This is a genomic window from Sabulicella rubraurantiaca (genome assembly GCF_017355885.1).
Lineage (GTDB): Bacteria > Pseudomonadota > Alphaproteobacteria > Acetobacterales > Acetobacteraceae > Roseococcus > Roseococcus rubraurantiacus.
In genome coordinates this window covers 189,345-211,966 of the sequence record NZ_JAFEUU010000004.1, presented here as the reverse complement: position 1 = coordinate 211,966, position 22,622 = coordinate 189,345, and the positions used below count along the sequence as shown (strand labels likewise).

22 protein-coding genes and 1 tRNA gene are annotated in these 22,622 nt (G+C 69.4%); 7 read left to right on the top strand and 16 right to left on the bottom strand.

Annotated features, from left to right (window positions below):
• Positions 1 to 322: 322 nt before the first annotated feature.
• From lpdA to JTJ31_RS09620, 6 genes are all read right to left on the bottom strand, one after another.
• On the bottom strand, positions 323 to 2,149 hold the full coding sequence (lpdA, locus tag JTJ31_RS09645; protein ID WP_408015403.1) for a dihydrolipoyl dehydrogenase: 1,827 nt from the start codon (positions 2,147 to 2,149) through the stop codon (positions 323 to 325).
• 13 nt (positions 2,150 to 2,162) lie between these two features.
• The gene (aceF, locus tag JTJ31_RS09640; RefSeq protein ID WP_268957035.1) at positions 2,163 to 3,503 is read right to left on the bottom strand and encodes a dihydrolipoyllysine-residue acetyltransferase; all 1,341 of its coding nucleotides are present in this window, start codon (positions 3,501 to 3,503) and stop codon (positions 2,163 to 2,165) included.
• 8 nt (positions 3,504 to 3,511) lie between these two features.
• Positions 3,512 to 6,169 (bottom strand): pyruvate dehydrogenase (acetyl-transferring), homodimeric type, encoded by a 2,658-nt coding sequence (gene aceE, locus JTJ31_RS09635; protein ID WP_207538432.1) that lies wholly within the window; start codon positions 6,167 to 6,169, stop codon positions 3,512 to 3,514.
• A gap of 24 nt (positions 6,170 to 6,193) precedes the next feature.
• Positions 6,194 to 6,352: an NAD(P)(+) transhydrogenase (Re/Si-specific) subunit beta gene (locus JTJ31_RS09630; RefSeq protein ID WP_207538431.1), complete on the bottom strand. Its 159-nt coding sequence runs from the start codon at positions 6,350 to 6,352 to the stop codon at positions 6,194 to 6,196.
• Positions 6,353 to 6,415: 63 nt separating this feature from the next.
• Positions 6,416 to 7,390 (bottom strand): amidohydrolase family protein, encoded by a 975-nt coding sequence (locus tag JTJ31_RS09625; protein ID WP_236020045.1) that lies wholly within the window; start codon positions 7,388 to 7,390, stop codon positions 6,416 to 6,418.
• A gap of 26 nt (positions 7,391 to 7,416) precedes the next feature.
• A complete protein-coding gene (locus tag JTJ31_RS09620; protein ID WP_207538430.1) occupies positions 7,417 to 7,635 on the bottom strand; it encodes a hypothetical protein in 219 nt (72 codons plus the stop codon).
• Positions 7,636 to 7,823: 188 nt separating this feature from the next.
• Here JTJ31_RS09620 and JTJ31_RS09615 point away from each other — a divergent pair, with 188 nt between their 5' ends.
• Positions 7,824 to 8,078 (top strand): hypothetical protein, encoded by a 255-nt coding sequence (locus tag JTJ31_RS09615; RefSeq protein WP_207538429.1) that lies wholly within the window; start codon positions 7,824 to 7,826, stop codon positions 8,076 to 8,078.
• A 212-nt stretch (positions 8,079 to 8,290) separates the two neighbouring features.
• On the opposite strand, the gene JTJ31_RS09610 is transcribed toward JTJ31_RS09615, so the two are convergent.
• The 3 genes from JTJ31_RS09610 to JTJ31_RS09600 all read right to left on the bottom strand — a co-directional run bounded on the left by JTJ31_RS09610 (position 8,291) and on the right by JTJ31_RS09600 (position 9,331).
• Positions 8,291 to 8,509, bottom strand: coding sequence for an antitoxin Xre/MbcA/ParS toxin-binding domain-containing protein (locus tag JTJ31_RS09610; protein WP_207538428.1), 219 nt, complete (start codon positions 8,507 to 8,509; stop codon positions 8,291 to 8,293).
• A gap of 270 nt (positions 8,510 to 8,779) precedes the next feature.
• Positions 8,780 to 8,855: transfer RNA gene (locus JTJ31_RS09605), tRNA-Glu, on the bottom strand.
• Between the two features lie 185 nt (positions 8,856 to 9,040).
• A complete protein-coding gene (locus JTJ31_RS09600) occupies positions 9,041 to 9,331 on the bottom strand; it encodes a DUF6476 family protein (protein ID WP_207538427.1) in 291 nt (96 codons plus the stop codon).
• Between the two features lies 1 nt (position 9,332).
• Between JTJ31_RS09600 and JTJ31_RS09595 the strand changes: the two genes are divergently transcribed.
• Together JTJ31_RS09595 and rpoH are read left to right on the top strand one after the other, a co-directional pair.
• A complete protein-coding gene (locus JTJ31_RS09595; RefSeq protein ID WP_328805713.1) occupies positions 9,333 to 10,322 on the top strand; it encodes an RluA family pseudouridine synthase in 990 nt (329 codons plus the stop codon).
• A 227-nt stretch (positions 10,323 to 10,549) separates the two neighbouring features.
• On the top strand, positions 10,550 to 11,431 hold the full coding sequence (gene rpoH, locus JTJ31_RS09590; RefSeq protein WP_207538576.1) for an RNA polymerase sigma factor RpoH: 882 nt from the start codon (positions 10,550 to 10,552) through the stop codon (positions 11,429 to 11,431).
• A 9-nt stretch (positions 11,432 to 11,440) separates the two neighbouring features.
• Here the strand turns inward: rpoH and JTJ31_RS09585 are convergent, their stop codons facing one another.
• Complete coding sequence (locus JTJ31_RS09585) at positions 11,441 to 12,154, bottom strand: M48 family metallopeptidase (RefSeq protein WP_207538426.1); 714 nt, start codon at positions 12,152 to 12,154, stop codon at positions 11,441 to 11,443.
• Between the two features lie 47 nt (positions 12,155 to 12,201).
• Here JTJ31_RS09585 and JTJ31_RS09580 point away from each other — a divergent pair, with 47 nt between their 5' ends.
• From JTJ31_RS09580 to JTJ31_RS09570, 3 genes are all read left to right on the top strand, one after another.
• Positions 12,202 to 12,744 (top strand): VOC family protein, encoded by a 543-nt coding sequence (locus tag JTJ31_RS09580; protein WP_207538425.1) that lies wholly within the window; start codon positions 12,202 to 12,204, stop codon positions 12,742 to 12,744.
• A 94-nt stretch (positions 12,745 to 12,838) separates the two neighbouring features.
• Positions 12,839 to 13,705, top strand: coding sequence for an acetyl-CoA carboxylase, carboxyltransferase subunit beta (accD, locus tag JTJ31_RS09575; RefSeq protein WP_207538424.1), 867 nt, complete (start codon positions 12,839 to 12,841; stop codon positions 13,703 to 13,705).
• Positions 13,705 to 14,982, top strand: a complete 1,278-nt coding sequence (locus JTJ31_RS09570) for a bifunctional folylpolyglutamate synthase/dihydrofolate synthase (protein ID WP_207538423.1) — start codon at positions 13,705 to 13,707, stop codon at positions 14,980 to 14,982. The genes accD and JTJ31_RS09570 overlap by 1 nt, the downstream gene beginning before the upstream one ends.
• On the opposite strand, the gene JTJ31_RS09565 is transcribed toward JTJ31_RS09570, so the two are convergent.
• The 6 genes from JTJ31_RS09565 to JTJ31_RS09540 all read right to left on the bottom strand — a co-directional run bounded on the left by JTJ31_RS09565 (position 14,954) and on the right by JTJ31_RS09540 (position 21,463).
• Complete coding sequence (locus tag JTJ31_RS09565) at positions 14,954 to 16,069, bottom strand: YbfB/YjiJ family MFS transporter (protein WP_207538422.1); 1,116 nt, start codon at positions 16,067 to 16,069, stop codon at positions 14,954 to 14,956. The two genes, JTJ31_RS09570 and JTJ31_RS09565, sit on opposite strands and share 29 nt — an antisense overlap.
• A 13-nt stretch (positions 16,070 to 16,082) precedes the next feature.
• The gene (locus JTJ31_RS09560) at positions 16,083 to 16,376 is read right to left on the bottom strand and encodes a hypothetical protein (protein WP_207538421.1); all 294 of its coding nucleotides are present in this window, start codon (positions 16,374 to 16,376) and stop codon (positions 16,083 to 16,085) included.
• Between the two features lie 57 nt (positions 16,377 to 16,433).
• The gene (locus JTJ31_RS09555) at positions 16,434 to 17,831 is read right to left on the bottom strand and encodes a sensor histidine kinase (protein WP_207538420.1); all 1,398 of its coding nucleotides are present in this window, start codon (positions 17,829 to 17,831) and stop codon (positions 16,434 to 16,436) included.
• Positions 17,832 to 17,847: 16 nt separating this feature from the next.
• Positions 17,848 to 18,528, bottom strand: coding sequence for a response regulator transcription factor (locus JTJ31_RS09550; protein ID WP_207538419.1), 681 nt, complete (start codon positions 18,526 to 18,528; stop codon positions 17,848 to 17,850).
• A gap of 58 nt (positions 18,529 to 18,586) precedes the next feature.
• The gene (locus tag JTJ31_RS09545; RefSeq protein WP_207538418.1) at positions 18,587 to 19,672 is read right to left on the bottom strand and encodes a trypsin-like peptidase domain-containing protein; all 1,086 of its coding nucleotides are present in this window, start codon (positions 19,670 to 19,672) and stop codon (positions 18,587 to 18,589) included.
• A 117-nt stretch (positions 19,673 to 19,789) separates the two neighbouring features.
• A complete protein-coding gene (locus tag JTJ31_RS09540; RefSeq protein ID WP_207538417.1) occupies positions 19,790 to 21,463 on the bottom strand; it encodes a formate--tetrahydrofolate ligase in 1,674 nt (557 codons plus the stop codon).
• 112 nt (positions 21,464 to 21,575) lie between these two features.
• Here JTJ31_RS09540 and JTJ31_RS09535 point away from each other — a divergent pair, with 112 nt between their 5' ends.
• Positions 21,576 to 22,556, top strand: a complete 981-nt coding sequence (locus JTJ31_RS09535) for a Bug family tripartite tricarboxylate transporter substrate binding protein (RefSeq protein WP_207538416.1) — start codon at positions 21,576 to 21,578, stop codon at positions 22,554 to 22,556.
• The last annotated feature ends 66 nt before the right edge of the window (positions 22,557 to 22,622 follow it).

Here is a 22,622-nt window from a genome sequence, read left to right as displayed (position 1 = left end):
CATCGCGCTCGAGCTGCGCCGTGGGGCCGGGCCGCACAAGGAAGGCGACCTCCTCGGCCACGCCGGCCTCGAGCGGACGCCTGCCGAAGTATCCGCCGACCGCGCCGGCGCCGAGGACAAGGACGCGCATGGCCAACTCCCGTGTGCTACAGCCGCCGGGGGGCTTAACGACTTAAGGCGCCGTTGCTTTTGGCGCCGGGGGTGCTGATCCTGCGCCTCGGCTGGTCGCTAGGAACAGAAAATTCGGTGCCGGTGCCCCATTCTAGCCGGGCCGGCTAGACCATGCGCCATCCTCATCGGATGAACCTGATTGCGCCGGAGGCTAATGCGGCTTCTTCGGCATGTAGAGGTCGGTGATCGTGCCCTCGAAGGCCTCGGCTGCCATGCCGACGGTCTCAGAGAGGGTGGGGTGGGGGTGGATGGTTGCGCCGATGTCGGCGGCCTCCGCGCCCATCTCGATGGCCAGCGCCGCCTCTGCGATCAGGTCGCCGGCGGAGGGGCCGACAATGCCGCAGCCGATGATCCGCTCCGTGCCCTCCTCGAACAGCACCTTGGTGATACCTTCGTCGCGGCCGAGCGAAAGCGAGCGGCCACTGGCGGCCCAGGGAAAGACGCCTTTGCCGTATTTGACGCCCTTCGCTTTCGCCTCGTTCTCCGTCAGCCCGACCCAGGCCACCTCAGGGTCGGTGTAGGCGACGGAGGGGATGACGCGGGCGTCGAAGGCGCTGTTGCGGCCCGCCGCCACTTCGGCCGCGACCTTGCCCTCGTGCACCGCCTTGTGGGCGAGCATCGGCTGGCCCACCACGTCGCCGATGGCGAAGATGTTGGGCATGTTCGTCCGCATCTGCCTGTCCACAGGGATGAAGCCGCGCTCGTCCACCCGAACGCCCGCGTTCTCCGCGCCGATCAGCCTGCCGTTCGGCCTGCGGCCGACCGAGACGAGGACCTTGTCGAAGGTCGCACTGGCGGGGGCGCTGCCGCCCTCGAAATGCGCGGTCAGGCCATCCGGCCCAGCCTCCACCTTCGTCACCTTCGCCTTCAGGTGGATGGCCTCATACTGCTTGCCGATCCGCTTCGCCAACGGGGTGACGATGTCCTTGTCGGCGCCGGGGATGATCTGGTCCATCAGCTCCACGATCGTCACCTTGGTGCCGAGCGCGTGATAGACGGTCGCCATCTCCAGCCCGATGATGCCGCCGCCGATCACCAGCAGTCGCCCGGGCACGCCGTCCAGCGCCAGCGCGCCGGTGGAGTCGATCACTCGCGGGTCGTCATGCGGGATGAAGGGCAGAGTCACCGGCTCCGACCCCGCCGCGATGATCGCGTGGTCGAAGCCGATCGTGGTGCGCTTGCCGTCCGCGCCCTCCACCATCACCTGGTTCGGTGCGGTGAAGCGGCCGGTGCCGGTGACGACCTGCACTTTGCGCTGGCGTGCGAGGCCGGAGAGGCCGCCGGTCAGCTTCTTGACCACCCCGTCCTTCCAGCCGCGCAGCTTGTCCAGGTCCACCTCGGGCGCGGTGAAGCGGATTCCGTGGGCACCCATCTCCTCCGTCTCGGAGATCACCTTCGCCGCGTGCAGCAGCGCCTTGGAGGGGATGCAGCCGACGTTCAGGCAGACGCCGCCGAGGGTGGGCCATCGCTCCACCATGATCACTTTCTTGCCGAGATCCGCGGCGCGGAAAGCGGCGGTGTAGCCGCCGGGGCCGGCGCCGAGCACCAGCACCTCCGCGTGCAGGTCGCTGGAGCCGGCCGCGGGCTTCGCGCCCGGCACCGGGTCGGATGGGGCCGCAGTGTCGCCGGAGGCCGGCCCGGGGCCCGCGTCCCGCGAGGAGGAGCCGTAGCCCGCCTGCCCCTCGCCCGGCGCGTGACCCACGGCGCCGCCTGCGGGCGCACCCGCCCCGGCGGCAGCGCCCGCGACCTCCAGGGTCAGGATGAGGCTGCCCTCCGCGACCCGGTCGCCGACCTTCACCTTCACCTCGACGACTTTGCCGCCCTGGGGCGCCGGCACCTCCATCGTCGCCTTGTCGCTCTCCAGCGTGATCAGCGGCTCCTCGGGCGCAACCGTCGCGCCGGGGGTGGCGTGGACGTCGATCACCGGCACGTCCTTGAAGTCCCCAATGTCGGGGACGCGGATCTCGATCGTGCTCATCGTCCCGTCCTCCTCAGAGCACCAGCTTCCGCACGTCCTCGAGGACGGTGCAGAGATGCCTGGCGAAGCGGGCGGCGAGCGCCCCGTCAATGACACGGTGGTCGTAAGAGAGGCAGAGCGGCAGCATCATCCGTGGCTTGAACTCCGCGCCGTTCCAAACCGGTGCCATCTTCGACCGCACGACGCCCAGGATCGCCACCTCTGGCGCGTTGACGATCGGGGTGAAGGCGGTGCCGCCGATGCCGCCGAGCGAGGAGATGGTGAAGGTCCCGCCCGACATGTCGGCGGCCGAGAGCTTCCCGTCCCGCGCCTTCTTGGAGATGGAGCCCATCTCCTGGCTCAGTTCGGTGATCCCCTTACGGTCCACGTCGCGGATGACGGGGACGACCAGCCCATCCGGCGTGTCCACCGCGATGCCGACGTGGTAGAACTTCTTCAGGATCAGCGCGTCCTTGTCCGGGGAGAGGGAGGCGTTGAACTCCGGGAACTTCCGCAGCGCCGAGACGCTCGCCTTCAGCAGGAAGGCGAGCATGGTGACCCGGTAGCCCTCGCCCTTGGCCGCCCCGTCCAGCTCCTTCCGGTAGGCCTCGGTCTCCGTCACGTCCGCCTCGTCGTTATGCGTGACGTGCGGCACGTTCAGCCAGGCGCGGTGCAGGTGCGGCCCGGAGAGGCGCTTGATGCGCGACAGCGGTCGGGTCTCGATCGGACCGAATTTCGAGAAGTCCTGCGCCGGGATCTCCGGGATGCCCGCGCCGGCCGGGGCGGCGGGCGCCGCGGCGGGGGCGGCCCCCGGCCCGCTGAAGGAGGCGCGCACGTCCTCCTTTGTGACGCGACCCTTCTCGCCACTGCCCCTGACCTTCGTCAGGTCCACGTCGAGTTCGCGCGCGAGGCGCCGCACGGCGGGGCTGGCGTGGACGCCCGCGAAGCCATCCGCCGCGCCGCCCGAGGCGGGCTGGGAAGCCGGGGTGAGCGCGGGCGGCGGGGCTGGCACTTGGTGCTTCGGCTCCGGCGGCTCCTGCATCGCGAGGACGGAGGGCGCGGAGGGCGGCGCGGGCTCGGCACCCTCGCCGCCGCGGAAGGTCACGACCGGGGAACCCTGGCTTACGCGGTCCCCGACCTTGACCAGCACCTGGTCCACCACGCCGTCGCGCGGGGCCGGGACCTCCATCGTCGCCTTGTCGGACTCGAGGGTGATCAGCGGATCGTCGGCCTTCACCTCGCTGCCCGGGCCGACAAGCACCTCGATGATCGGGATGTCCTTGAAGTCCCCGATGTCGGGGACGGTGATCGCGTTCGCTGCGGCCATGTTCGGCTTCTCCCATGGCCCTTCCCGCGCAGCGGCGGGGAAGGGCAATTGTTTCCTCAGACGGTGGCGGGGTTTGCCTTCTCGGGGTCAAGACCGTAGCGCTTGATCGCCTCGGCAACCTTCGCGCGCGGTAACTTCTGGTCGCGCGCAAGGCCATCCAGCGCGGCCAGCGCCACCCAATGCCGGTCCACCTCGAAGTGGTGGCGCAGCTTGCGGCGGAAATCGGAGCGCCCGAACCCGTCCGTGCCGAGCACGCGGTAGCGGCCTGGGACGTGGGGCCGGATCTGCTCGGCGAACATGCGGATGTAGTCGGTGGAGGCGATCACCGGCCCCTCCCGACCGCGCAGCATGTGCTCCACGTAGCTGACGCGCGGCTCCTCCTGCGGGTGCAGCAGGTTCCAGCGCTCCACCGCCTGCGCGTCGCGCGCCAGTTCGGTGAAGCTCGTCACGCTCCAGATGTCGGACTTGATGCCGAAGTCGCGCTCCAGCAACTCGGCGCCGGCGATCACCTCCCGCAGGATAGTGCCGCTGCCCATCAACTGGACCCGCGGCCCGGCACCCTCCGTGGAGCGGAAGAGGTACATCCCCTTGACGATGCCCTCCGCCGCGCCCTCGGGCATCGGGGGGTGCTCGTAATTCTCGTTCATGACGGTGAGGTAGTAGAAGACGTCCTCCTGCTCCGCATACATGCGGCGCAGCCCATCCTGGACGATCACCGCGACCTCATAGGCGAAGGTGGGGTCGTAGGAGACGCAGGTCGGGATGAGGGCGGATTGGATGTGGCTGTGCCCGTCCTCGTGTTGCAGGCCCTCGCCATTCAGCGTCGTGCGACCGGCGGTGCCGCCGATGAGGAAGCCGCGAGCGCGAAGGTCGCCCGCCGCCCAGGCGAGATCGCCGACGCGCTGGAACCCGAACATCGAGTAGTAGATGTAGAACGGGATCATCGGCGTGTCGGAGTGGGAGTAGGAGGTCGCCGCCGCGATCCAGGAGGACATCGCCCCCGGCTCGTTGATCCCCTCCTGCAGCAACTGGCCGGACTTGTCCTCCTTGTAGAACATCAGCTGGTCGGCATCCTGCGGGCGGTAGAGCTGGCCCACCTGGCTGAAGATGCCGAATTGGCGGAACATGCCCTCCATGCCGAAGGTGCGGCTCTCGTCCGGCACGATCGGGACCACGCGCTTGCCGATGTTCTTGTCGCGGAGCAGCGTATTGAGCACGCGCACGAAGGCCATGGTGGTGGAGATCTCACGTCCCTCGCCCGAGCCCTTGAGCAGCGCGTCGAAAGCTGAAAGAGTTGGGATCTGCAGGGGGGTGGACTTCGTCCGCCGCTGCGGCAGGTAGCCGCCGAGGGCGCGACGCCGCTCGTGCAGGTACTTGTGCTCCGGCGACCCTTCCTCGAAGCGCAGGAAGGGTACCTCCTTGATCTGCTCGTCAGTCAGAGGCAGGCCGAACCGGTCGCGGAATTCCTTGAGGTGCGACTCCCCCATCTTCTTCTGCTGGTGGGTGATGTTCTGACCTTCACCGGCCTCGCCCATGCCGTAGCCCTTGACGGTCTTGGCGAGGATGACGGTGGGCTGGCCCTTGTGCCGCACCGCCGCCGAGTAGGCGGCGAAGACCTTTAGCGGGTCGTGGCCGCCGCGAGTCAGCGCCCAGATCTGGTCGTCCGACATGTCGGCGACCATCGCTTTCAGCTCGGGATACGTGCCGAAGAAGTGCTCGCGGACATAGGCGCCGTTCTTCGACTTGAAATCCTGGTACTCGCCGTCGACCACCTCCTCCATCCGCTTGAGCAGGATGCCGGAGGTGTCCTTCGCCAGTAGCCGGTCCCAGCCGGTGCCCCAGAGCACCTTGATGACGTTCCAGCCGGCGCCGCGGAAGATGCCCTCCAGCTCCTGGATGATCTTGCCGTTGCCGCGCACCGGACCGTCGAGGCGCTGGAGGTTGCAGTTGATGACGAATACGAGGTTGTCCAGCCGCTCCCGGCCCGCCAGCGAGATGGCACCGAGCGACTCCGGCTCGTCCGTCTCACCATCACCGAGGAATGCCCAGACCTTGCGTTCCTCTGTCTGCGCCAGTCCGCGGCCCTGGAGGTATTTCAGGAACCGCGCCTGGTAGATCGCCATCAGCGGGCCGAGGCCCATGGAGACGGTCGGGAACTGCCAGTAATCCGGCATCAGCCAGGGGTGCGGGTAGGAGGAGAGGCCCTTGCCGTCCACCTCCTGCCGGAAGTTCAGCAACTGCTCCTCGGTCAGCCGGCCTTCCAGGAAGGAGCGGGCGTAGACGCCGGGCGAAGAGTGGCCCTGGACGTAGATCAGGTCGCCGCCATGCCCCTCGTGCGGTGCGTGCCAGAAGTGCTGGAAGCCCGTGTCATACAGCGTGGCCGCCGACTGGAAGGAGGCGATGTGGCCGCCCAACTCGCTGCTGACCTTGTTGGCTCGCAGGACGATCGCGAGCGCGTTCCAGCGGATGTAAGAGCGGATGCGGTGCTCGATCTCGCGATTGCCGGGGTGCCGCTCCTGGCGGTCGGGCGGGATGGTGTTCAGGTAGGGCGTGTTGACGGAGTAGGGGACAGGGGTGCCCCAGCGCCGGGCCGTGCGGTTCAGCTTGTCGAGCAGGTACGCGGCGCGGTCCTGGCCCTCGACCTCGATCACCCCTTCCAGGGATTCGAGCCACTCCTGGGTTTCGACGGGGTCGGGATCACGGAAGGGGTCCACGGTGTCTCCTTTCGTCTTCGTTGTTTATAGGCCGCAGTGCAGCCGTCGCTTTGTTTGCTGGCCCTGGCCCGCCTGCAGGGCCTGGACGATTTGCTGGGTGACCTTCTTGGCGTTCCTGAACAGCATCGTGATGTTAAGGCGGAAGAACAACTCGTCCTCCACCCCCATATAGCCTGTGGCCATGCCACCGGCCGCCAGCCCCGCCCCGGCGTCGACGGCGGGGACGGCGCTCGCCAGACAGGAGGGTCACCCCTGCGGGAAGTCGTAGAGTGCCGTCGGGTTGTCTACGAGGATGCGGGCGCGGGCACGCTCGTCCGGCACCCACTCGGCCAGCAAGTCGAAGAGCTGGGCGTCGTCCGGCTTCTCCCCGCGCTCGGTGACGTGCGGCCAATCGCTCGCCCAGACGCAGCGCTCCGGCGCGCCTGTCGCGTAGCCGCGCGCGATCGGCACCGTGTCCGCGTAGTTCCCGGCCGCGCCGACCTTCGTGTCCATGTAGGCCCCCGACAGCTTCACCCAGGTGTTGCCCCGGTCCATCAGGCGACGGATCGCAACATAGCCCGGATGGTTCGTGCCCGCCTCCGCGGGGATGCGGCCTAGATGGTCGAAGACCAGTCGCGAGGGCAGGCGCTCGAACAGGGCAGCGTTCTCAACAATCTGGTTGCCGAGCATATGAATCTGGCAGTGCCAGCCGAGTTCGTGGACGCGGCGCGACAGCGGTTCCAGCATGTCGATCGTGGTCGCACCCGCCTGGACGAGATTGAAGCGGATGCCACGCACGCCGAGGCCGTGCATGCGGCGCAGTTCCTCGTCCGTTACGGAGGTGTCCACCACCGCAACCATGCGGGTCTGCGAGGGGCCGAGTTCGGCCATGGCCTGGAGGTGCAGGCGGTTGTCGGTTCCGAAGGTCGAGGGCTGCACCAGCACGCTGCGCGACAGGCCAAGGCGCCGCTGGAGCGCGCGGTAGTCCTCTGGCGAGGCATCGGGCGGACGCAGCGCGGCGCGCGGGTCGGGCGGGAAGCGGGCGTCGTAGACATGGTGATGACAGTCCGTCGCCCCATCCGGCGCCGCCGTGCGTGGCGGAGCGGTGCCGGTGGAGAACTTGACCGTCGTCTCGACGCCTTGCGCGGCACGGGCCGCCGGAGCAAGGGCAGCGAGGGTCAAGGTGGAGGCGGCGCCAGCCAGGACGGCCCGACGGCCCGGGTTGAGGGGGGTCCGCATCATTCCATCTTCTCCTCTTCGTTGCCGGATCATTCGCGCCAGGGCTTAGCGGTGCCGAGCGCCTGGAGACGGGTGCGGATGGCGAACAGCTCCGTCCGATAGGCGTCCGGGGCGAGGAAGCGTAGCGGCAGGGCCTGCTGCGCCGCCAGTTGTTTGAACTCGGGGTTCTCGACCGCCCCCGAACGGCCGCGACAAGCCGGTCCAGCACGTCCTGGGGCAAGCCCGGCAGGGCCCGCAACGCCGCGCATCGAGCCCTCCACAATGTCTAGCCTTGCTCGCGAAAGGTCGGTACGTCCGGGGCCACTTCCCAACGGCGCTCCGCCATCTGCCCAAGCGCCCGGGCCGTGCCGCTTTGCTCATCAGCGATCCCGTCGCGGGTGGGACTTGCATCCAATGCGCCTTTGATGTTCCTTTTTTGTTCGCGGAGGCGTGGAGCATGGACAAGATCGAGCGCGTTTTCTGGGCGATCCAGCAAGGCACCGCAGCCACCGAGGCTATGCGGGGCGTGCTTTTGAGCGTGAGCGACCGATGCACCCTCGGGGTCGCGCTGGATATGCCGCTGCTGCTCCCAGATGAATGCCCGACGCTTGCCCTGGCGTGGCAGCGCATGTCGCCGGCGCAGCGCGATCTCGCCCGGCGCTTGAATCCGGTTCTGGCCGGGTGGCGTGAGTTTGAAGGGGCTTGCCCATGAGCGGCTTATCTACGCGAGGCAGTTCCGTGCCGACCGTGGGATGAACGAGTTCGAGGCCACCGACGCGAAATTGTTGCAGCAGGCGGGACGCGCCGAAAAGGCCCATGTCGGCGCCCAGGAGCGCGGGTCACCCGCGGTCGCCGGATATCGTGGAGCGGGGTGGACCGATGCCCGTGATGCAAGAGGAATAGGGCGCCCGGCTTTCTGGTCGATCAGGACGTCGTGCCGTGCTGGAGGCGCCCGAAGATGCGTTCCACGAGACGCGCGCCCTCCTCTGAGCGAAAGGCGACATGGAAGGGCGTATCGTCGTTCAGCATTGGGTGGGGCCGAAAGAAAAACGCCCGGGCCTCGCCCTCGGAGCTCCACACCGCGACAGCCACCGCAAAGAGCTGCTCCAGCCGCTCGCGCGTCTCGCCGAAAGCCGGAGCCAAGCCAAGCCAAGCGCTTCCGCCATCTCGTCAAGGTACATCATGGACCGGAGATGAGATCCGGCGCTGCACCTATCAAGGCAGGAGGGTGGGAGGGTCATTTCATCACTCTGGCTCTGCTTCCCGCAGGCCAAACACCCGTTTGCTACAAGTTCATTCGATCTTGGCTGCTCAAAGGGGTAAAGCTGCCGGCCTGAGTTGGGGTGTAGAGAATGGTATTAGACATGGGATTGGAGATCCCACGTCATGCCTGACCTAATATCTTGAAAAGATTGGCGTCCCCTACGGGATTCGAACCCGTGTTGCCGCCGTGAGAGGGCGGTGTCCTAGGCCTCTAGACGAAGGGGACGTGGCCTGTGGGCGGGTGTCTAACGCCCGTCACGTCCGGGCGCAAGCCCGCGGGAGCGGGAATATCGCCCCTCGCGGCAGGCAGAGGAGCAGTAGCGCACTGCATCTCAGTCCCGTGCCCTTTGCGTCGCCAAGCAAGTGGGCGGGCGCAGAGCTTCTCCGGGTGCGGGGTGCCGCGTTGTCCCTTCATCGCGTCGGGATGCTGGCGCCCGGGATGATCTCGCCAGCCGGGCGGCCGGTCCGACCATCCACAAACAGAACGCGGCTTCGCCCATTCGTGTCGCGCAGCAACAGGGCAAATCGGTCCCCCGCACCCGAGACGGACACGATCTCCGTCCCTGCGGGCAAGTCGAGGGCGAGGCGCGCGGCATCGCCGCTGCGCCCGCCCGCGCGCTGGACGAGCAGGACGACAAGCGTCACGGTGCCAGCGACGATCAGCACCCCCATCGCCACCACCAGGAACTTGAGCGCGCGCATCGTGGCCTCCGAAACCCATTCCTTCACCGCCGCCGAAACGGACCGGGGCGAGCGCGTGGACCGCTTCCTCGCCGCACGGATAGGCAGCCTGTCTCGCTCCCGCGTCAAGGCGCTGCTCGAGGAAGGGAAGGGGACCCGCGACGGAACCGTGATCGAGGACCCAGCCCAGCCGGTTCGCCCAGGCGCCACCTACCGGCTGGAGATGCCGCCGCCCCGTCCTGCCGCGCCGGTGGCGCAGGACATTCCGTTGACGATCCTGTTCGAGGACCGGCACCTGATCGTCCTGGACAAGCCCGCCGGCCTCGTCGTCCATCCGGCCCCCGGCCATGCAGAGGGAACGCTGGTCAATGCCCTGCTCGGCCATGCGGGGGAGGAGCTGGAAGGGATTGGTGGCGAGGCGCGGCCGGGAATCGTCCACCGGCTCGACAAGGACACTTCCGGCGTCATGGTGGTTGCTAAGAGCCAACGCGCCCACAACGCCCTGTCCGAGGCCTTCCTCCAGCGCGACCTCGACCGCGAATACTTCGCCCTGGCCTGGGGCGTGCCGGAGAAGCGGGAAGGGGAGGTGGAAGCGGCGATCGGCCGCCACGCGACGGACCGCAAGCGCATGGCGGTGGTGGGCCGGGGCGGGGCACGGGCCGGCAAGCACGCCCTGACGCGCTATGCCGTCCTGGAAGGCTTCGGGGGCGCGGCCTCTCTCTTGCGCTGCCGCCTCGCCACGGGCCGCACGCATCAGATCCGCGTCCACCTTTCGCATATCGGGCATCCGCTGATCGGCGACCCGGTCTATCTGCGCCGAATTCCGGCCGCGGCACGGGAGCTGCCGGACAGTGTGCGCGACGCCGCGCTGGCCTTCCCGCGCCAGGCGCTGCACGCCGCCTCGCTCTCCTTCCGCCACCCGGTTTCGGGGGAGATCTTGGCCTTTCGCGCCGACCCGCCCGAGGATTTCCAAACCTTGCTGTCGCTGTTGCGCGGTCCGACCACCGGTTAAGCCGACTAGAATGGTCGGTTTTGCTCGACAGGAGGTGAGACTTCTGGTACGGATGTTCTCAATCCGACCGAAAACCCGGATGCCATAGCCAAAGGGCAGGCTTAATCCTGCCGCCCGAAAGGGGGCGGATGCAGCCTCGCGGGTCCGGGGGCGTTCGGTCGGAAAACGTCGCCCTTCATCGCCCTACTTGGGATGAAGGGGGCAGAGATGGAAGGCTCGTGAACACGATGGCGTCCTTGAGCATCCCGATTGCGCCTGAAGGCAACCTGTCCCGCTATCTGCAGGAGATCCGCAAGTTTCCCATGCTCTCCCCCGAGGAGGAGCTTTCGCTGGCCAAGCGCTGGCGCGACGAGGGAGACGAGAATGCGGCCCACAAGCTGGTCACCTCGCATCTTCGCCTCGTGGCCAAGATCGCGATGGGTTATCGCGGCTATGGCCTGCCCGTCGGCGAGCTGATCTCCGAGGGCAATGTGGGCATGATGCAGGCGGTGAAGCGGTTCGATCCGGACCGCGGCTTCCGCCTTGCCACCTATGCCATGTGGTGGATCCGCGCTGCGATCCAGGAATACATCCTGCACTCTTGGTCGCTGGTGAAGATGGGCACCACGGCTGCGCAGAAGAAGCTGTTCTTCAATCTCCGCCGGCTCAAGGGCCAGATGGCGGCGCTGGAGGATGGCGACTTGCAGCCCGAGGTCGTGGCGAAGATCGCGAAGACCCTGCAGGTGCCCGAGCAGGACGTGGTGAGCATGAATCGCCGCCTCGCCTCGCCCGACAACAGCCTGAATGCTCCCGTCCGCGCCGACAGCGAGGGCGAGTGGCAGGATTGGCTGGTGGATGAGAGCGAGACGCAAGAAGCCACCATTGCTGAAGCGCAGGACATGTCCAATCGCAAGGACATGCTGGCCGGCGCCCTGAAGACGCTGAACGAACGGGAACGCCATATCCTGATCGAGCGGCGCCTGAAGGACGAGCCGACGACGCTCGAGGAGTTGTCGCAGCAGTACAACATCTCGCGCGAGCGGGTGCGGCAGATCGAGGTCCGCGCCTTCGAGAAGCTGCAGAAGTCCATGAAGCAGCAGATCGCGGAGCGTCGCCTCAACGTCGGCTGAGGCGCCGTCTCACCCCACGCGCATCAGGGCGGGGCCGTGGCGCTTCAGCCATGACGTCGCCTCGGCGCGATGGGGGGTCAGCGCCTCGCACACCGCCCAGAACCGGTCGGAGTGATTCATCTCCTTGAGATGTGCCACTTCGTGCGCGACCACGTAGTCCAGCACCCAGTCCGGTGCCATCACTAGCCGCCAGGTGAAGGACAGGGTGCGGTCGGGCGCGCAGCTCCCCCAGCGCGTGCGCGTGTCTTTCAGCCGGATGGCCTTCGGGCGCATCCCCAGCTGCCCGGCATAGCGCATGGCGGCCGCGCCGATGCGGCGCAGCGCCTCCGCCCGCAGGAAGCGCTCAGTCCGGCGCGGGAGGAACTCCGCGGCGCCCGTGACGAACAGGACCCCGTCTTCCAGGAAGGCACCGCCGGTCCGGTCCGGGGCGTGGCGGATCAGGTGCGGCACCCCGCCGATCGGCACGGTGGCGCCGTCGCGCAGTTCCAGCGCTGGGGTCAGCCCGTCCAGTTGCCGCAGCACCCAGGCGGCATGCTCCTCAAGCAGACGCAGCCCCTGGGCGCGGCTGGCGCGGCGGGGCAGGGTCACCACGGCGGCCCCGGCAACCGGATCCACGCGCAGGGATACGCGCCGCGCCCGCGCGGAGCGGCGCCACAGGACGGGGCAGGGGCTGGCCGGCAGCAGGGGGTCGCGGCGGAGGGGGACCAGTTCGGTCTCAGTCATGCGAATTCAGCTATGGCGCGGCGGTGGGGCTGCCATCAAGGGTGGCGATGAAGCCCATCCGGAGACGTGATTGGCGCCCGGGCCTCCTGCGCGCCATCTACACCCCCATGACGCCGATCCATCCCGCCGCCCGCATCGGGCATGTCCACCTCAAGGTCGCGGATCTGGACCGCGCCCTCGGCTTCTGGCGTGACCTGCTGGGGCTGGAGGTGATGCTGCGGCGCCCAGGCGCCGTCTTCCTCTCCGCGGGGGGCTACCATCACCACATTGCCCTCAACACCTGGGAAAGCGCGGGCGGCACGCCGCCTCCCGCCGGGCATACCGGACTATTCCACGTCGCCCTGCTCTATCCGGACCGGACCGCCCTGGCCGCTGCCGTGCGCCGCGTGACCGAGGCAGGCTGGCCCCTGGAAGGCGCCTCCGACCATGGGGTGAGCGAGGCCATCTACCTGCGCGACCCGGACGGCAACGGTGTCGAACTCTACCGCGACCGGCCGGAGGCGGAGTGGCCGCGCGACGAGGCAGGACGGATGACCATGCACACGCGCCACCTCGACCTCGCGGCCCTGCTGGCCGAGGCGCCGGGCTGACCCACGCGCGGGGCGGCTTGACCGGCGGCGGGCGCGCCGCCATGGCTCTGCGCGCGCCGGCCGGTCCGCCCGGCGCGAAGCGAGGGCATGTGCGATGAACTGGATCAGCGAATGGGCCCTGCCCAAGATCAAGACGCTCTTCGGCGCGACGCGCGACGTGCCGGAGAACCTCTGGCACAAATGCCCAAGCTGCGAGCAGATGATCTTCCAGACCGATCTGGAGAAGAATCTGCGCGTCTGCCCCCATTGCGGCCACCACATGAGGCTTTCGGCCAAGGCGCGGCTGGATGCCACGTTCGATGAGGGCTGGCAGCGCATCGAGCTACCGCGCGCCCCGGCCGATCCGCTGCGCTTCAAGGATCAGCGCCGCTATGCCGAGCGGCTGAAGGACGCGCAGACGAAATCCGGCATGGATGACGCGGTGATGGTCGGCCATGGCGCCATCGAAGGGCAGCGCGCCGTCGTCGCGGCCTTCGAGTTCGCCTTCATGGGCGGCTCCATGGGTGCCGGCGTGGGCGAGGCGGTAGTGGCCGCCGCGCGGCTTGCCGTGCTGCAGGACTCGCCCCTGATCATCTTTGCCGCCTCCGGCGGGGCGCGGATGCAGGAAGGCGCGGTCAGCCTGATGCAGATGCCGCGCACCGTCATCGCCTCGCAGATGGTGAAGGACGCGGGGCTGCCCTTCATCATCGTGCTGTGCGACCCGACTACGGGTGGCGTCACCGCCTCCTTCGCCATGCTTGGGGATGTGCAGATAGCGGAGCCTGGGGCGATGATCGGCTTCGCTGGTGCGCGCGTCATCGAGCAGACGGTGCGCGAGAAGCTGCCCGAAGGCTTCCAGCGCGCAGAATACCTGCTGGAGCACGGGATTCTCGACATGGTGGTGAAGCGCGGCGAGATGCGCGCCACGCTGGGGCGCCTGATTCGCCTCCTGCGTTCGGAACCCGCCGCCGACGCCGCTTGATGGCTGCCTCCACACCCGGCCGCGCCGAGGCGCTGGTTGACCGGCTACATGGGCTGCACCCGCGGCTGATCGACCTGTCGCTGGAGCGGCTGCAAGGGCTGCTCGCGCGGCTCGGCCATCCGGAGCGGTCCTTGCCGCCCGTGGTCCATGTTGCGGGCACCAACGGCAAGGGCAGCACCTGCGCGCATCTGCGCGCCATTGCCGAGGCGGCGGGGCAGCGAGTCCATGCCTACACCTCGCCGCACCTCGTGCGCTTCCACGAGCGGATCCGCCTCGCCGGGACGCTGGTCGGCGAGGAGGCGCTGGCCGACGCGCTGGAGGAGGTGGAGGCGGTGAATGCGGGCGAGCCCATCACCGTCTTCGAGATCACCACCGCCGTCGCCTTGATGCTCTTTGCGCGTGTCCCAGCCGAGCTTCTGGTGCTGGAAGTGGGGCTGGGCGGGCGCTTCGACGCGACCAACGTCGTCGAACGCCCGGCCGCCTGCGCCATCGCCTCCATCTCCATGGACCACATGGAATTCCTAGGCAGCAACCTCGCCGAGATCGCCTTCGAGAAGGCGGGCATCATCAAGCCCGGCGTTCCCTGCGCGACCGGCGCGCAGCACCCGGACGCCATGGCGGTGCTGGAGCGCGTGGCGCGTGAACGGGGCGCGCCGCTCCAGGCCCGTTTCCGTGACTGGGACGTGGCGGAGGGCGCCTACGCCGATGCGGCGGGGCGTATCCCCCTGCCGCGCTTCGGCCTGCGCGGCCCGCACCAGCACGACAATGCGGGCATCGCCATCGCCGCGCTGCGAGCCTGGAATCCATCTTGGCTATCCGATGCCGCCATTGCCGGGGGCGTTGCCAACGCCACTTGGCCGGCACGGCTCCAGCGCCTGCACGGGCGCCTCGCACCGGCCGCGCCGTGGGAGCTGTGGCTGGATGGTGGCCACAATGCAGGGGCAGGGGAGGCGCTGGCCGAGGCGCTGCGCGACTGGCGCGACCTTCCGCTGCACCTCGTGGTCGGGATGAAGCAGGGCAAGACGGCCGAGGGCTTCCTGCGGCCCCTCCTGCCCCTGGCGGACACGGTCCATGCCGTGCGCGAGCCCGGGCAGCACCTCGCCATGGAAGTGGAGGAGATCATCGCCGCGAGCGGCTCCGTGGCGCGTCCCGGTCCGGACGTGGTGACAGCGCTGGCGAGGCTGAGGGCGGAGGAAAAGCCGGGCCGCATCCTGGTCTGCGGCAGCCTCTATCTGGCCGGCGAAGTACTCAAGGCCGATGGGACATGGCCGGAATGAGCGCGCCCAGCGAGAAGGCAAGGCCCGCCGCGAAGACCGCGGCATGGCTTTCGCCGGTGGCGCCGAACAGCGCCGCCAGGGCGAAGGCCGCCCCCGCCTGCGCTGCCGCATAGACGAGCGTCGCCCGCACCCACAGCGCCCCGGCCTGCTGCCCCGCTATCTCCCGCGCCCAGGCCAGGGTGACAGCGGAAATCCCGACACCCGAAAACCCGCCCAGCACCGCCGACCCTGCCAGCGCCGCGCCATGCGGCACGAGGGCGAGCGCCAGCGCCGCCGCCTGCGCGCCGAGCCAGAGCCGGACCGATTCCGCCCCGCCCAACCGGTCCGCGGCGCGCCCACCCAGAAGCGTGCCTGCCAGCGCGCCCAGCCCGAACAACGCCCAGACGCCACTCCCCGCCAGCACCCCAACCCCGACACCACGCGCCGCGAGGTCGGACAGATAGACCATGGGCGGCACCATCCCCGCGCCGGACAACGCATAGGCAAGGAGGAGGCGCGGCGCCGCCGGTGGCGCACCGGGCGGGATGCCGCCTGCATCCTCGGGAAAGCGGTGATGGGCGAAGACGGCGAGCCCCAGCGCCAGCGCCGCGACGCCCAGCCAACCGGGCGAAGGCCCGCCTCGCAGCAGCGCGGGCAGGATGAGCGCCCCCAGCGTGATGCCGCCGCCCACCCCTGCGATGACGATGCCCGAGGCTGTGCCACGCCGCCCCGCCTCCACCGCGCGCTGCACCGAAGGCCCGGCGAGCGACATCAGCACGCCCCCTGCCACCCCGGCGAGCAACCGCCAGGGCAGCAACCAGGCCACCCCACCCGGAATGGCGCAGAGCGCCAGCGACATGAACACGGCCGCCATGCCCAGGCGTAGTGCGCCGCGCGTGCCGAAGCTCCGTCCCAGCGACTGCGCGCCCATGACGCCGATCAGGTACCCCGCGAGCGCCGCGGCGCCGAGCAGACCTGCCTCCGCGCCCGACACCCAGCCTGCCTCGACCAGCGCGGGAAACAGCGGCACGAAGGCGAAGCGCGCAAGGCCAATTCCCGCTGCCGTCGCCGCGGCCCCGGAAAGCGCGGAGCTCAGGAAGGGCGACATTGGCGTCCCGGGGTCAGCCCCCGTCGCTTTGCTTGCCTGCCGTGATCCGGATGGCGCGGCGCAGGCGGGCGATTCCGGTTTTGACGTGCCCGCGCGCGCAAAGCCGGCGACCCTGCTGGCCAAGCAGGCGCGGCGTCGGCTCCATGTGGCCCGGCATGGATTCGAGACGCCGCGCGAGGGCATGGCAGTATTCGAGCGTGTCGGTGGTCAGGCGCAGATCCTGAGGCTGATGCTCCGCCCGCGCAGGATTCGGAAGGACGAGCAGCACGGCGAGAGCGAATGCGAAAGGAGCGGGCGCAGCGGGCATGGGCGGTGTCTGCACCCTCATGCCCTAAGAGTGAATTGGCCAGGGGTGAAGCTTTGGTCAGGGCAGTGGCATCCGAAGCGAGACACGAAGCCCGGGAGGCGTGAAGCCGGGCTGCGCATCCTCCAGCCGCACCTCGCCGCCGTGAAGCTGCGCCACCGCACGAACCAGCGAGAGCCCGAGCCCGGAGCCGGGCGTGTTCCGCGACACGTCGGCGCGGAAGAAGCGGTCCAGCGCCCGCTCCCTGTCGCTGGGCGACAGGCCCGGGCCGGAATCCTCCACGGCGATCTCGGCCACCCCGGCGTCACAGCGTGCGGAAAGCCGCACCACCCCACCGGGCGGCGTGAACTTGATCGCATTGTCGAGCAGATTGGCGACCGCCTGGAGCAGGAGGTCCCGGTCCCCCACGAGGTCGAGCTGCTCCGGCAGGCTGGTCTCGAAATGCTGGTTCCGCGCCTCGGCCATCGCTTCATAGAACTCGGCGGCGTCAGACAGCACGGCGGAAAGGTCGAGCGGCGCGAAGGCGGCGCGGCGCGCCCCGGCCTCGGCCTCGGCGATGCGCAGCAGGGCCTGGAAGATGCGGCTGATATTGTCGAGGTCGGCGATGCCCTCCTCCACCGCCGCGCGCAGCCTTTCCTCGCTCCGCGCCGCTGCCAGCGCCTCCTCCAGCTTGCCGCGCGCGCGGGCGATGGGGGTGCGGAGGTCGTGGGCGATGGCATCGGACACCGAGCGCACGCCGGACATCAGCGCCTCGATCCGATCGAGCATGGCATTCATGGTCGCGCCCAGCTGATCGAACTCGTCGTGGCGTAGAGAGACTGGCACGCGCCGGGCCAGGTCCCCCGCGGCGATGCCCTGAGCTGTCAGCATGGCCGGGGCCATGCGCCGCTGCAGCGCGTTCCGCACCAGCGAGGCGCCGATGGCGCCGACCATCAGGATAGCACCCAGCGACCACGCCATGCCTTCCGCCATCACGATGTCCAGCTGCGTGCGCTCGCTCTCGTCCCGCCCGACCAGGAGCCGCAGCCCGCCTGGCAGGTCGCGGCGATGGATCCGCGCCTCGGAGGTGGCGCCGTCATGGTGAAGCTCGGTGCGGAACCAGGTGCCGTCGCCAGCGATGCCCGCCGGCCAATGCTCCAGGTTGCCAGCCAGCTTGCGGCCATCGCTGTCCACGAGGAGGTAGATCGTCACCGCCTCGGCATCCTGGGCCATGCGGTCTTCGATAGACTCGACGAGGCCCAGCGGGCCTGCATCGCGGTGCCGGTCCATCAGGGCCAGCGTGTCGGCACGAATGGCGGCGACGGTCTGCCGGTCGATGGCACCCGCCGTGCCCCACCAGAGCACCGCCACGAGCAATCCGGCGGCGACCGAGAAGATCACCATGAACAGCAACGCGAAGCGGAAAGCCGCCGATTGCAGCAGGCGCGGCGGCGGGGGGCGAGCGAGGCGTTCGCTCATCGCGTCCTCGCCGTGCTCAGCCCTCGGCGCGGATCATGTAGCCCGCGTTGCGGACCGTATGGATCAGCGGTTTGTCGAAGCCCTTGTCCAGCTTCTGCCGCAGCCGCGAGACATGGACGTCGATCACGTTGGTCTGCGGGTCGAAATGGTAGTCCCACACCTTTTCCAGCAGCATGGTGCGCGTGACCACTTGGCCGGCATGGCGCATCAAATGCTCCAGCAGGCGGAACTCGCGCGGCTGTACGTCGATGCGCTTGCCGGACCGGGTCACGGTGCGGCTCAAGAGGTCCAGCTCCAGGTCGGCGACGCGGAGCTTGGTGACAGGGGCCTCGGAGGAGGGGCGGCGGCCCAGAGCCTCGACGCGGGCCAGGAGTTCGGCGAAGGCGAAGGGCTTCACGAGATAGTCGTCACCGCCCGCCTTCAGTCCCTTCACGCGCTCATCCACGGCGGATAGAGCGGAAAGGAACAGGACGGGCGTCCGGTTCCCCTGGCCTCGCAGCGTCTCGACGAGGCGCACCCCGTCCACGCCACCAGGAAGCATCCGGTCCAGCACCAACATGTCGAAGGACTCGCTGGCGGCCAGGAACAGGCCCTCTCGCCCGTTCGGAGCGTGCTCGACCGTGTGGCCAGCCTCCTGCAGGCCCTTCTTCACGAAGCGGGCAACTTCCACATCGTCCTCGACGAGGAGGATTCGCATCATACGCTCCTGCCTTCCATCGGGGCGGGATGCCCCAGCGCCATGCCGCTCCAGCACCTCATCCAGTGCCGCCGGGGCGCCGCCCGACCTGCACGGAGAGATCCTGCGTGCGCCCGTCGCGCAGCACCGTCAACCGGACGGTCTGCCCAGGCGCCACGGCAGCAATGGAGCGGACCAGCATGCGCGAGGTCTCGGCAGGCTGGCCGTTGATGGACAGGACGACGTCGCCGGAGCGCAGCCCGGCCCGCGCGGCCGGCCCGTTGCGCTCGACTCCCGCGATCAGCACGGCGCGGCGGCCGGCGCGCGGATCCTCCGCCACCAAGTCCTGCACCTGCACGCCGAGCCAGCCGCGCTCCACCCGCCCATCACGGCGCAGGCCCTCGATCACGGGCCGCGCGAGATCGGAAGGAGTGGCGAAGCCGATGCCGGCATTGGCGCCCGAGGGCGAGTAGATGGCGGTGTTGATGCCGACCACCTCGCCCGCGACGTTGAAGAGCGGGCCGCCGGAATTGCCCGGGTTGATCGCGGCGTCGGTCTGGATGAAGTCGTCGAAGGGCCCTGCACCGATGTCGCGGCCGCGGGCCGATACGATGCCCGAGGTGACGGAGCCACCGAGTCCGAAGGGATTGCCCGCCGCCAGCACCCACTGGCCGACGCGCAGCGCCCCGCTCGATCCCCAGGGGACGGCAACCAGTGGGGTACGCGGCTCCACGCGCAGCAGGGCAAGATCCATCAGCTCGTCGGAGCCGACGACACGGGCCTGCAGCTCCTGCCCGCCATGGATCGAGACGGTTACGCGGCTGGCATTGCCGACCACGTGGTTGTTGGTGACGATGTAGCCGCCCGGATCGATGATGAAACCGCTGCCGGCACCCATCGTCCGCTCGCGGCGGCCGCGGAAATACCGCTCCAACGGGGTGCCACGGAATTCCGGGGGGATGGCGCTCTGCGTCTCCGAGGCGACGGAGATGTTGACCACGGCGGGCAGCACCCTTTCCGCCAAGTCGGCGAAATCGGGCAGGGCGGCAGCCCCGCCGCGCTGGGCGATGGCGGGGCCGCCGCATCCCGCGAGGGAGGGCGGCAGCATCAGCCCGGCGAGCAGGGCACGGCGGCGGGACAGGGGGGCGGGGCGATGGGCAGTCATGGCGCGGGCCGGCAATCCTCCGGGCCGCCGCCGAGTCGGGAGCGCGCGGCCTTCCATTCGATAGCAAACATCAGGGACGGAAAGCCAACGACGCAAGGCGGTTGCCGGGGATTCCCGTCAGAATAGGCCTTCGATCCGTCCATTCGCGTCAAGCCGGATTGCCTCCGCAGCCGGGACACGTGGCAGTCCGGGCATGGTCATCACCTCGCCGCAAATCGCTACCACGAAGCCAGCCCCGGCGGAAAGCCGAACCTCCCGCACCGGCAGGGTATGACCGGTGGGGGCGCCCAGCAGGGTCGGGTCGGCGCTGAAGGAATATTGCGTCTTGGCGATGCAGACCGGGACATGGCCGAAGCCCAGCTCCTCGAAGCGGCGCAGCCGGGCGGCCACCGCATCGGGCAGGGCGATGTCCGTTGCGCGGTAGATCTCCCGTGCCACGGCGCGGATCTTGTCCGCGAGCGGAAGATGGTCCGGGTAGAGGGGGGCGAAATGCGCCTCCCCGGAATCGAGGCGGCGGGTGACGGCATGGGCCAGCGCCTCGGTTCCCGCGCTGCCGTCGGACCAGTGGGTGCACAGCACTGCCTCGACGCCGATCTCCTTCATCGCCTCGCGCACCGCCGCAAGCTCCGCCTCGGTGTCGGAGGTGAAGCGGTTGATCGCGACCACGGGCGGGAGGCCGAATTTTCGGATGTTCTCGACATGGCGGGCGAGATTAGCAACGCCCCGGTGCAGCGCCTGCAGGTCCTCCCGGCCGAGGTCGGCCTTGGCGACGCCGCCATGCATCTTCAGCGCCCGCACCGTGCCCACGATCACGCAGGCATCGGGGGCGAGGCCGGCGAGGCGGCATTTGATGTCGAGGAACTTCTCCGCGCCCAGGTCGGCGCCGAACCCGGCTTCCGTCACCACCACGTCAGACAGGTGCAGGCCAAGTCGCGTGGCCATCACGCTGTTGCAGCCGTGGGCGATGTTGGCGAAGGGCCCGCCATGCACGAGTGCCGGCGTGCCCTCCAGCGTCTGCACTAGGTTGGGCGCCAGCGCGTCGCGCAGCAGCACGGCCATGGCGCCATCCGCCTTCAGGTCGCGCGCCGTGATTGGGCGGCGGTCGCGCGTCTCTGCCACGATGATGCGGCCGAGCCGCGCTTGGAGGTCGTCCAGGCTGTCGGCGAGACAGAAGGCGGCCATCACCTCGCTCGCCACCACGATGTCGAACCCGTCCTCGCGCGGGAAGCCGTTGCCCACGCCGCCCATGCTCTGGACCACCTGCCGCAGCGCGCGGTCGTTCATGTCGAGGGCGCGACGCCAGGAGACCCGGCGCGGGTCGATGCCCAGCGCGTTGCCCCAGTGGATGTGGTTGTCCAGCATCGCCGCCAGCAGGTTGTTGGCGGCCGTGATGGCGTGGAAGTCGCCGGTGAAGTGGAGGTTGATGTCCTCCATTGGCACGACCTGGGCGTGTCCGCCCCCGGCCGCGCCACCCTTCACGCCGAAGCAGGGGCCGAGCGAGGGCTCGCGCAGGCAGATCACCGCGCGGCGGCCGATGCGGTTCAGCGCATCTCCCAGGCCGACCGTAGTGGTCGTCTTGCCCTCGCCGGCCGGGGTGGGGCTGATGCCGGTGACGAGGACGAGCTTGCCCTTGGGGCGCTCCCGCCGCGTCTCCTCCACGAAGCTGAGGGAGATCTTGGCCTTGTGCTTGCCGTAGGGTTCCACCGCCTCATCCGGGATGCCGGCGCGCGCGGCGATGGCGGCGATGGGCCGCAGCTTCGCGGCGCGGGCGATTTCGAGGTCAATGGACATGGACGCGGCTTCCCCCGTAGCCATCCCGGTATACGGCGGCGGCGGGATTGGACAAGCGGCGCGACCCGGCGGCAGGATGCGCGCACCGAAAACAAGAGTCCGGAGGAAACCCATGCAGGTCACCCGTCGCGGCGCGATTCTCGCCGCCCCTTTCATCGCCGCGCCGGCGCTCTCGCGCGCCCAGGAGGCGGCGTGGCCGACGCGGCCGGTGACCATGCTGGTTCCCTTCGTGGCGGGCGGCCCGTCCGACATCGTCGCCCGGCTGATTGCGACCCGCATGGCGGGCATGGTGAGCCAGCCCGTGGTGGCGGAGAACCGGCCGGGCGCGAACGGCGCCGTGGCCGCCCAGGCGCTGGCCCGCGCCGCGCCGGACGGCCACACGCTGCTGACGGGCTCCATCGGCGTTTTTGCCATCAACGCCGCGCTGCGGCCCAACCTGCCCTATGACCCCGTGCGTGACTTCGCGCCGGTCACGCTGGCCGTCACCACGCCCAACGTGCTGATCGCGAACCCGACCGCCATGCCGGCACGCGACTTCAACGGCATGATGGAATGGCTGCGCGCCAATTCCGGCCGCGCCTCCTACTCCACCTCCGGCGTTGGCTCCTCCGAGCACATGACGATGGAGCTGTTCAAGCTCCGCACGCGCAGCGACATCCAGCACGTGCCCTACCAGGGGGGCGCGGCGGCAGCGACGGCGCTTCTGGCAGGCGACGTGCAGATGACCTTCCAGAACCTCGGCACCGTGGCGGCGCATATCCAGGCCGGGCGCATGCGCGCGCTGATGGTGACGAGCGCGGAGCGCCATCCGACCATCCCCGACGTGCCGACGGCGCGCGAGTGCGGCCTCGACGATTTCGTCGTCACCTCCTGGCAGGCGGTGATGGCGCCTGCCGCCGTGCCTGCGCCGGTGCTGGCGCGGCTGGAGACGATGTGCCGCGAAAGCCTGCGCCACCCGGAAAGCGTGCAGCGCCTGAACGGCATCGGCTTCGACGTGGTGGCGAGCAGCGCCGCGGATTACCGCCGCTTCCAGGAGGCCGAGATCGGCCGGTGGCGCGAGGTGGTGCGCGCCGCGAATATCCGCGCCGAGTAGCGGCCCAACTCCATGCTGAGAGCGTTGATGCGGCGCAACGACGCGTCGCATCAATGGGAATAGCCC

Bases quoted from the DNA above. Each gene is read 5' to 3' on its own strand.
- JTJ31_RS09570 (WP_207538423.1), top strand. From the start codon at position 13,705: ATGGCTGCCTCCACACCCGGCCGCGCCGAGGCGCTGGTTGACCGGCTA.
- JTJ31_RS09620 (WP_207538430.1), bottom strand. From the start codon at position 7,635: ATGCGCGGCGTTGCGGGCCCTGCCGGGCTTGCCCCAGGACGTGCTGGA.
- JTJ31_RS09600 (WP_207538427.1), bottom strand. From the start codon at position 9,331: ATGCGCGCGCTCAAGTTCCTGGTGGTGGCGATGGGGGTGCTGATCGTC.
- JTJ31_RS09545 (WP_207538418.1), bottom strand. From the start codon at position 19,672: ATGACTGCCCATCGCCCCGCCCCCCTGTCCCGCCGCCGTGCCCTGCTC.
- accD (WP_207538424.1), top strand. From the start codon at position 12,839: ATGAACTGGATCAGCGAATGGGCCCTGCCCAAGATCAAGACGCTCTTC.
- JTJ31_RS09550 (WP_207538419.1), bottom strand. From the start codon at position 18,528: ATGCGAATCCTCCTCGTCGAGGACGATGTGGAAGTTGCCCGCTTCGTG.
- JTJ31_RS09625 (WP_236020045.1), bottom strand. From the start codon at position 7,390: ATGATGCGGACCCCCCTCAACCCGGGCCGTCGGGCCGTCCTGGCTGGC.
- JTJ31_RS09630 (WP_207538431.1), bottom strand. From the start codon at position 6,352: ATGGCCACAGGCTATATGGGGGTGGAGGACGAGTTGTTCTTCCGCCTT.
- JTJ31_RS09585 (WP_207538426.1), bottom strand. From the start codon at position 12,154: ATGACTGAGACCGAACTGGTCCCCCTCCGCCGCGACCCCCTGCTGCCG.
- JTJ31_RS09615 (WP_207538429.1), top strand. From the start codon at position 7,824: ATGGACAAGATCGAGCGCGTTTTCTGGGCGATCCAGCAAGGCACCGCA.
- rpoH (WP_207538576.1), top strand. From the start codon at position 10,550: ATGGCGTCCTTGAGCATCCCGATTGCGCCTGAAGGCAACCTGTCCCGC.
- JTJ31_RS09535 (WP_207538416.1), top strand. From the start codon at position 21,576: ATGCAGGTCACCCGTCGCGGCGCGATTCTCGCCGCCCCTTTCATCGCC.
- JTJ31_RS09555 (WP_207538420.1), bottom strand. From the start codon at position 17,831: ATGAGCGAACGCCTCGCTCGCCCCCCGCCGCCGCGCCTGCTGCAATCG.
- lpdA (WP_408015403.1), bottom strand. From the start codon at position 2,149: ATGAGCACGATCGAGATCCGCGTCCCCGACATTGGGGACTTCAAGGAC.
- JTJ31_RS09540 (WP_207538417.1), bottom strand. From the start codon at position 21,463: ATGTCCATTGACCTCGAAATCGCCCGCGCCGCGAAGCTGCGGCCCATC.
- JTJ31_RS09560 (WP_207538421.1), bottom strand. From the start codon at position 16,376: ATGCCCGCTGCGCCCGCTCCTTTCGCATTCGCTCTCGCCGTGCTGCTC.
- JTJ31_RS09565 (WP_207538422.1), bottom strand. From the start codon at position 16,069: ATGTCGCCCTTCCTGAGCTCCGCGCTTTCCGGGGCCGCGGCGACGGCA.
- JTJ31_RS09580 (WP_207538425.1), top strand. From the start codon at position 12,202: ATGAAGCCCATCCGGAGACGTGATTGGCGCCCGGGCCTCCTGCGCGCC.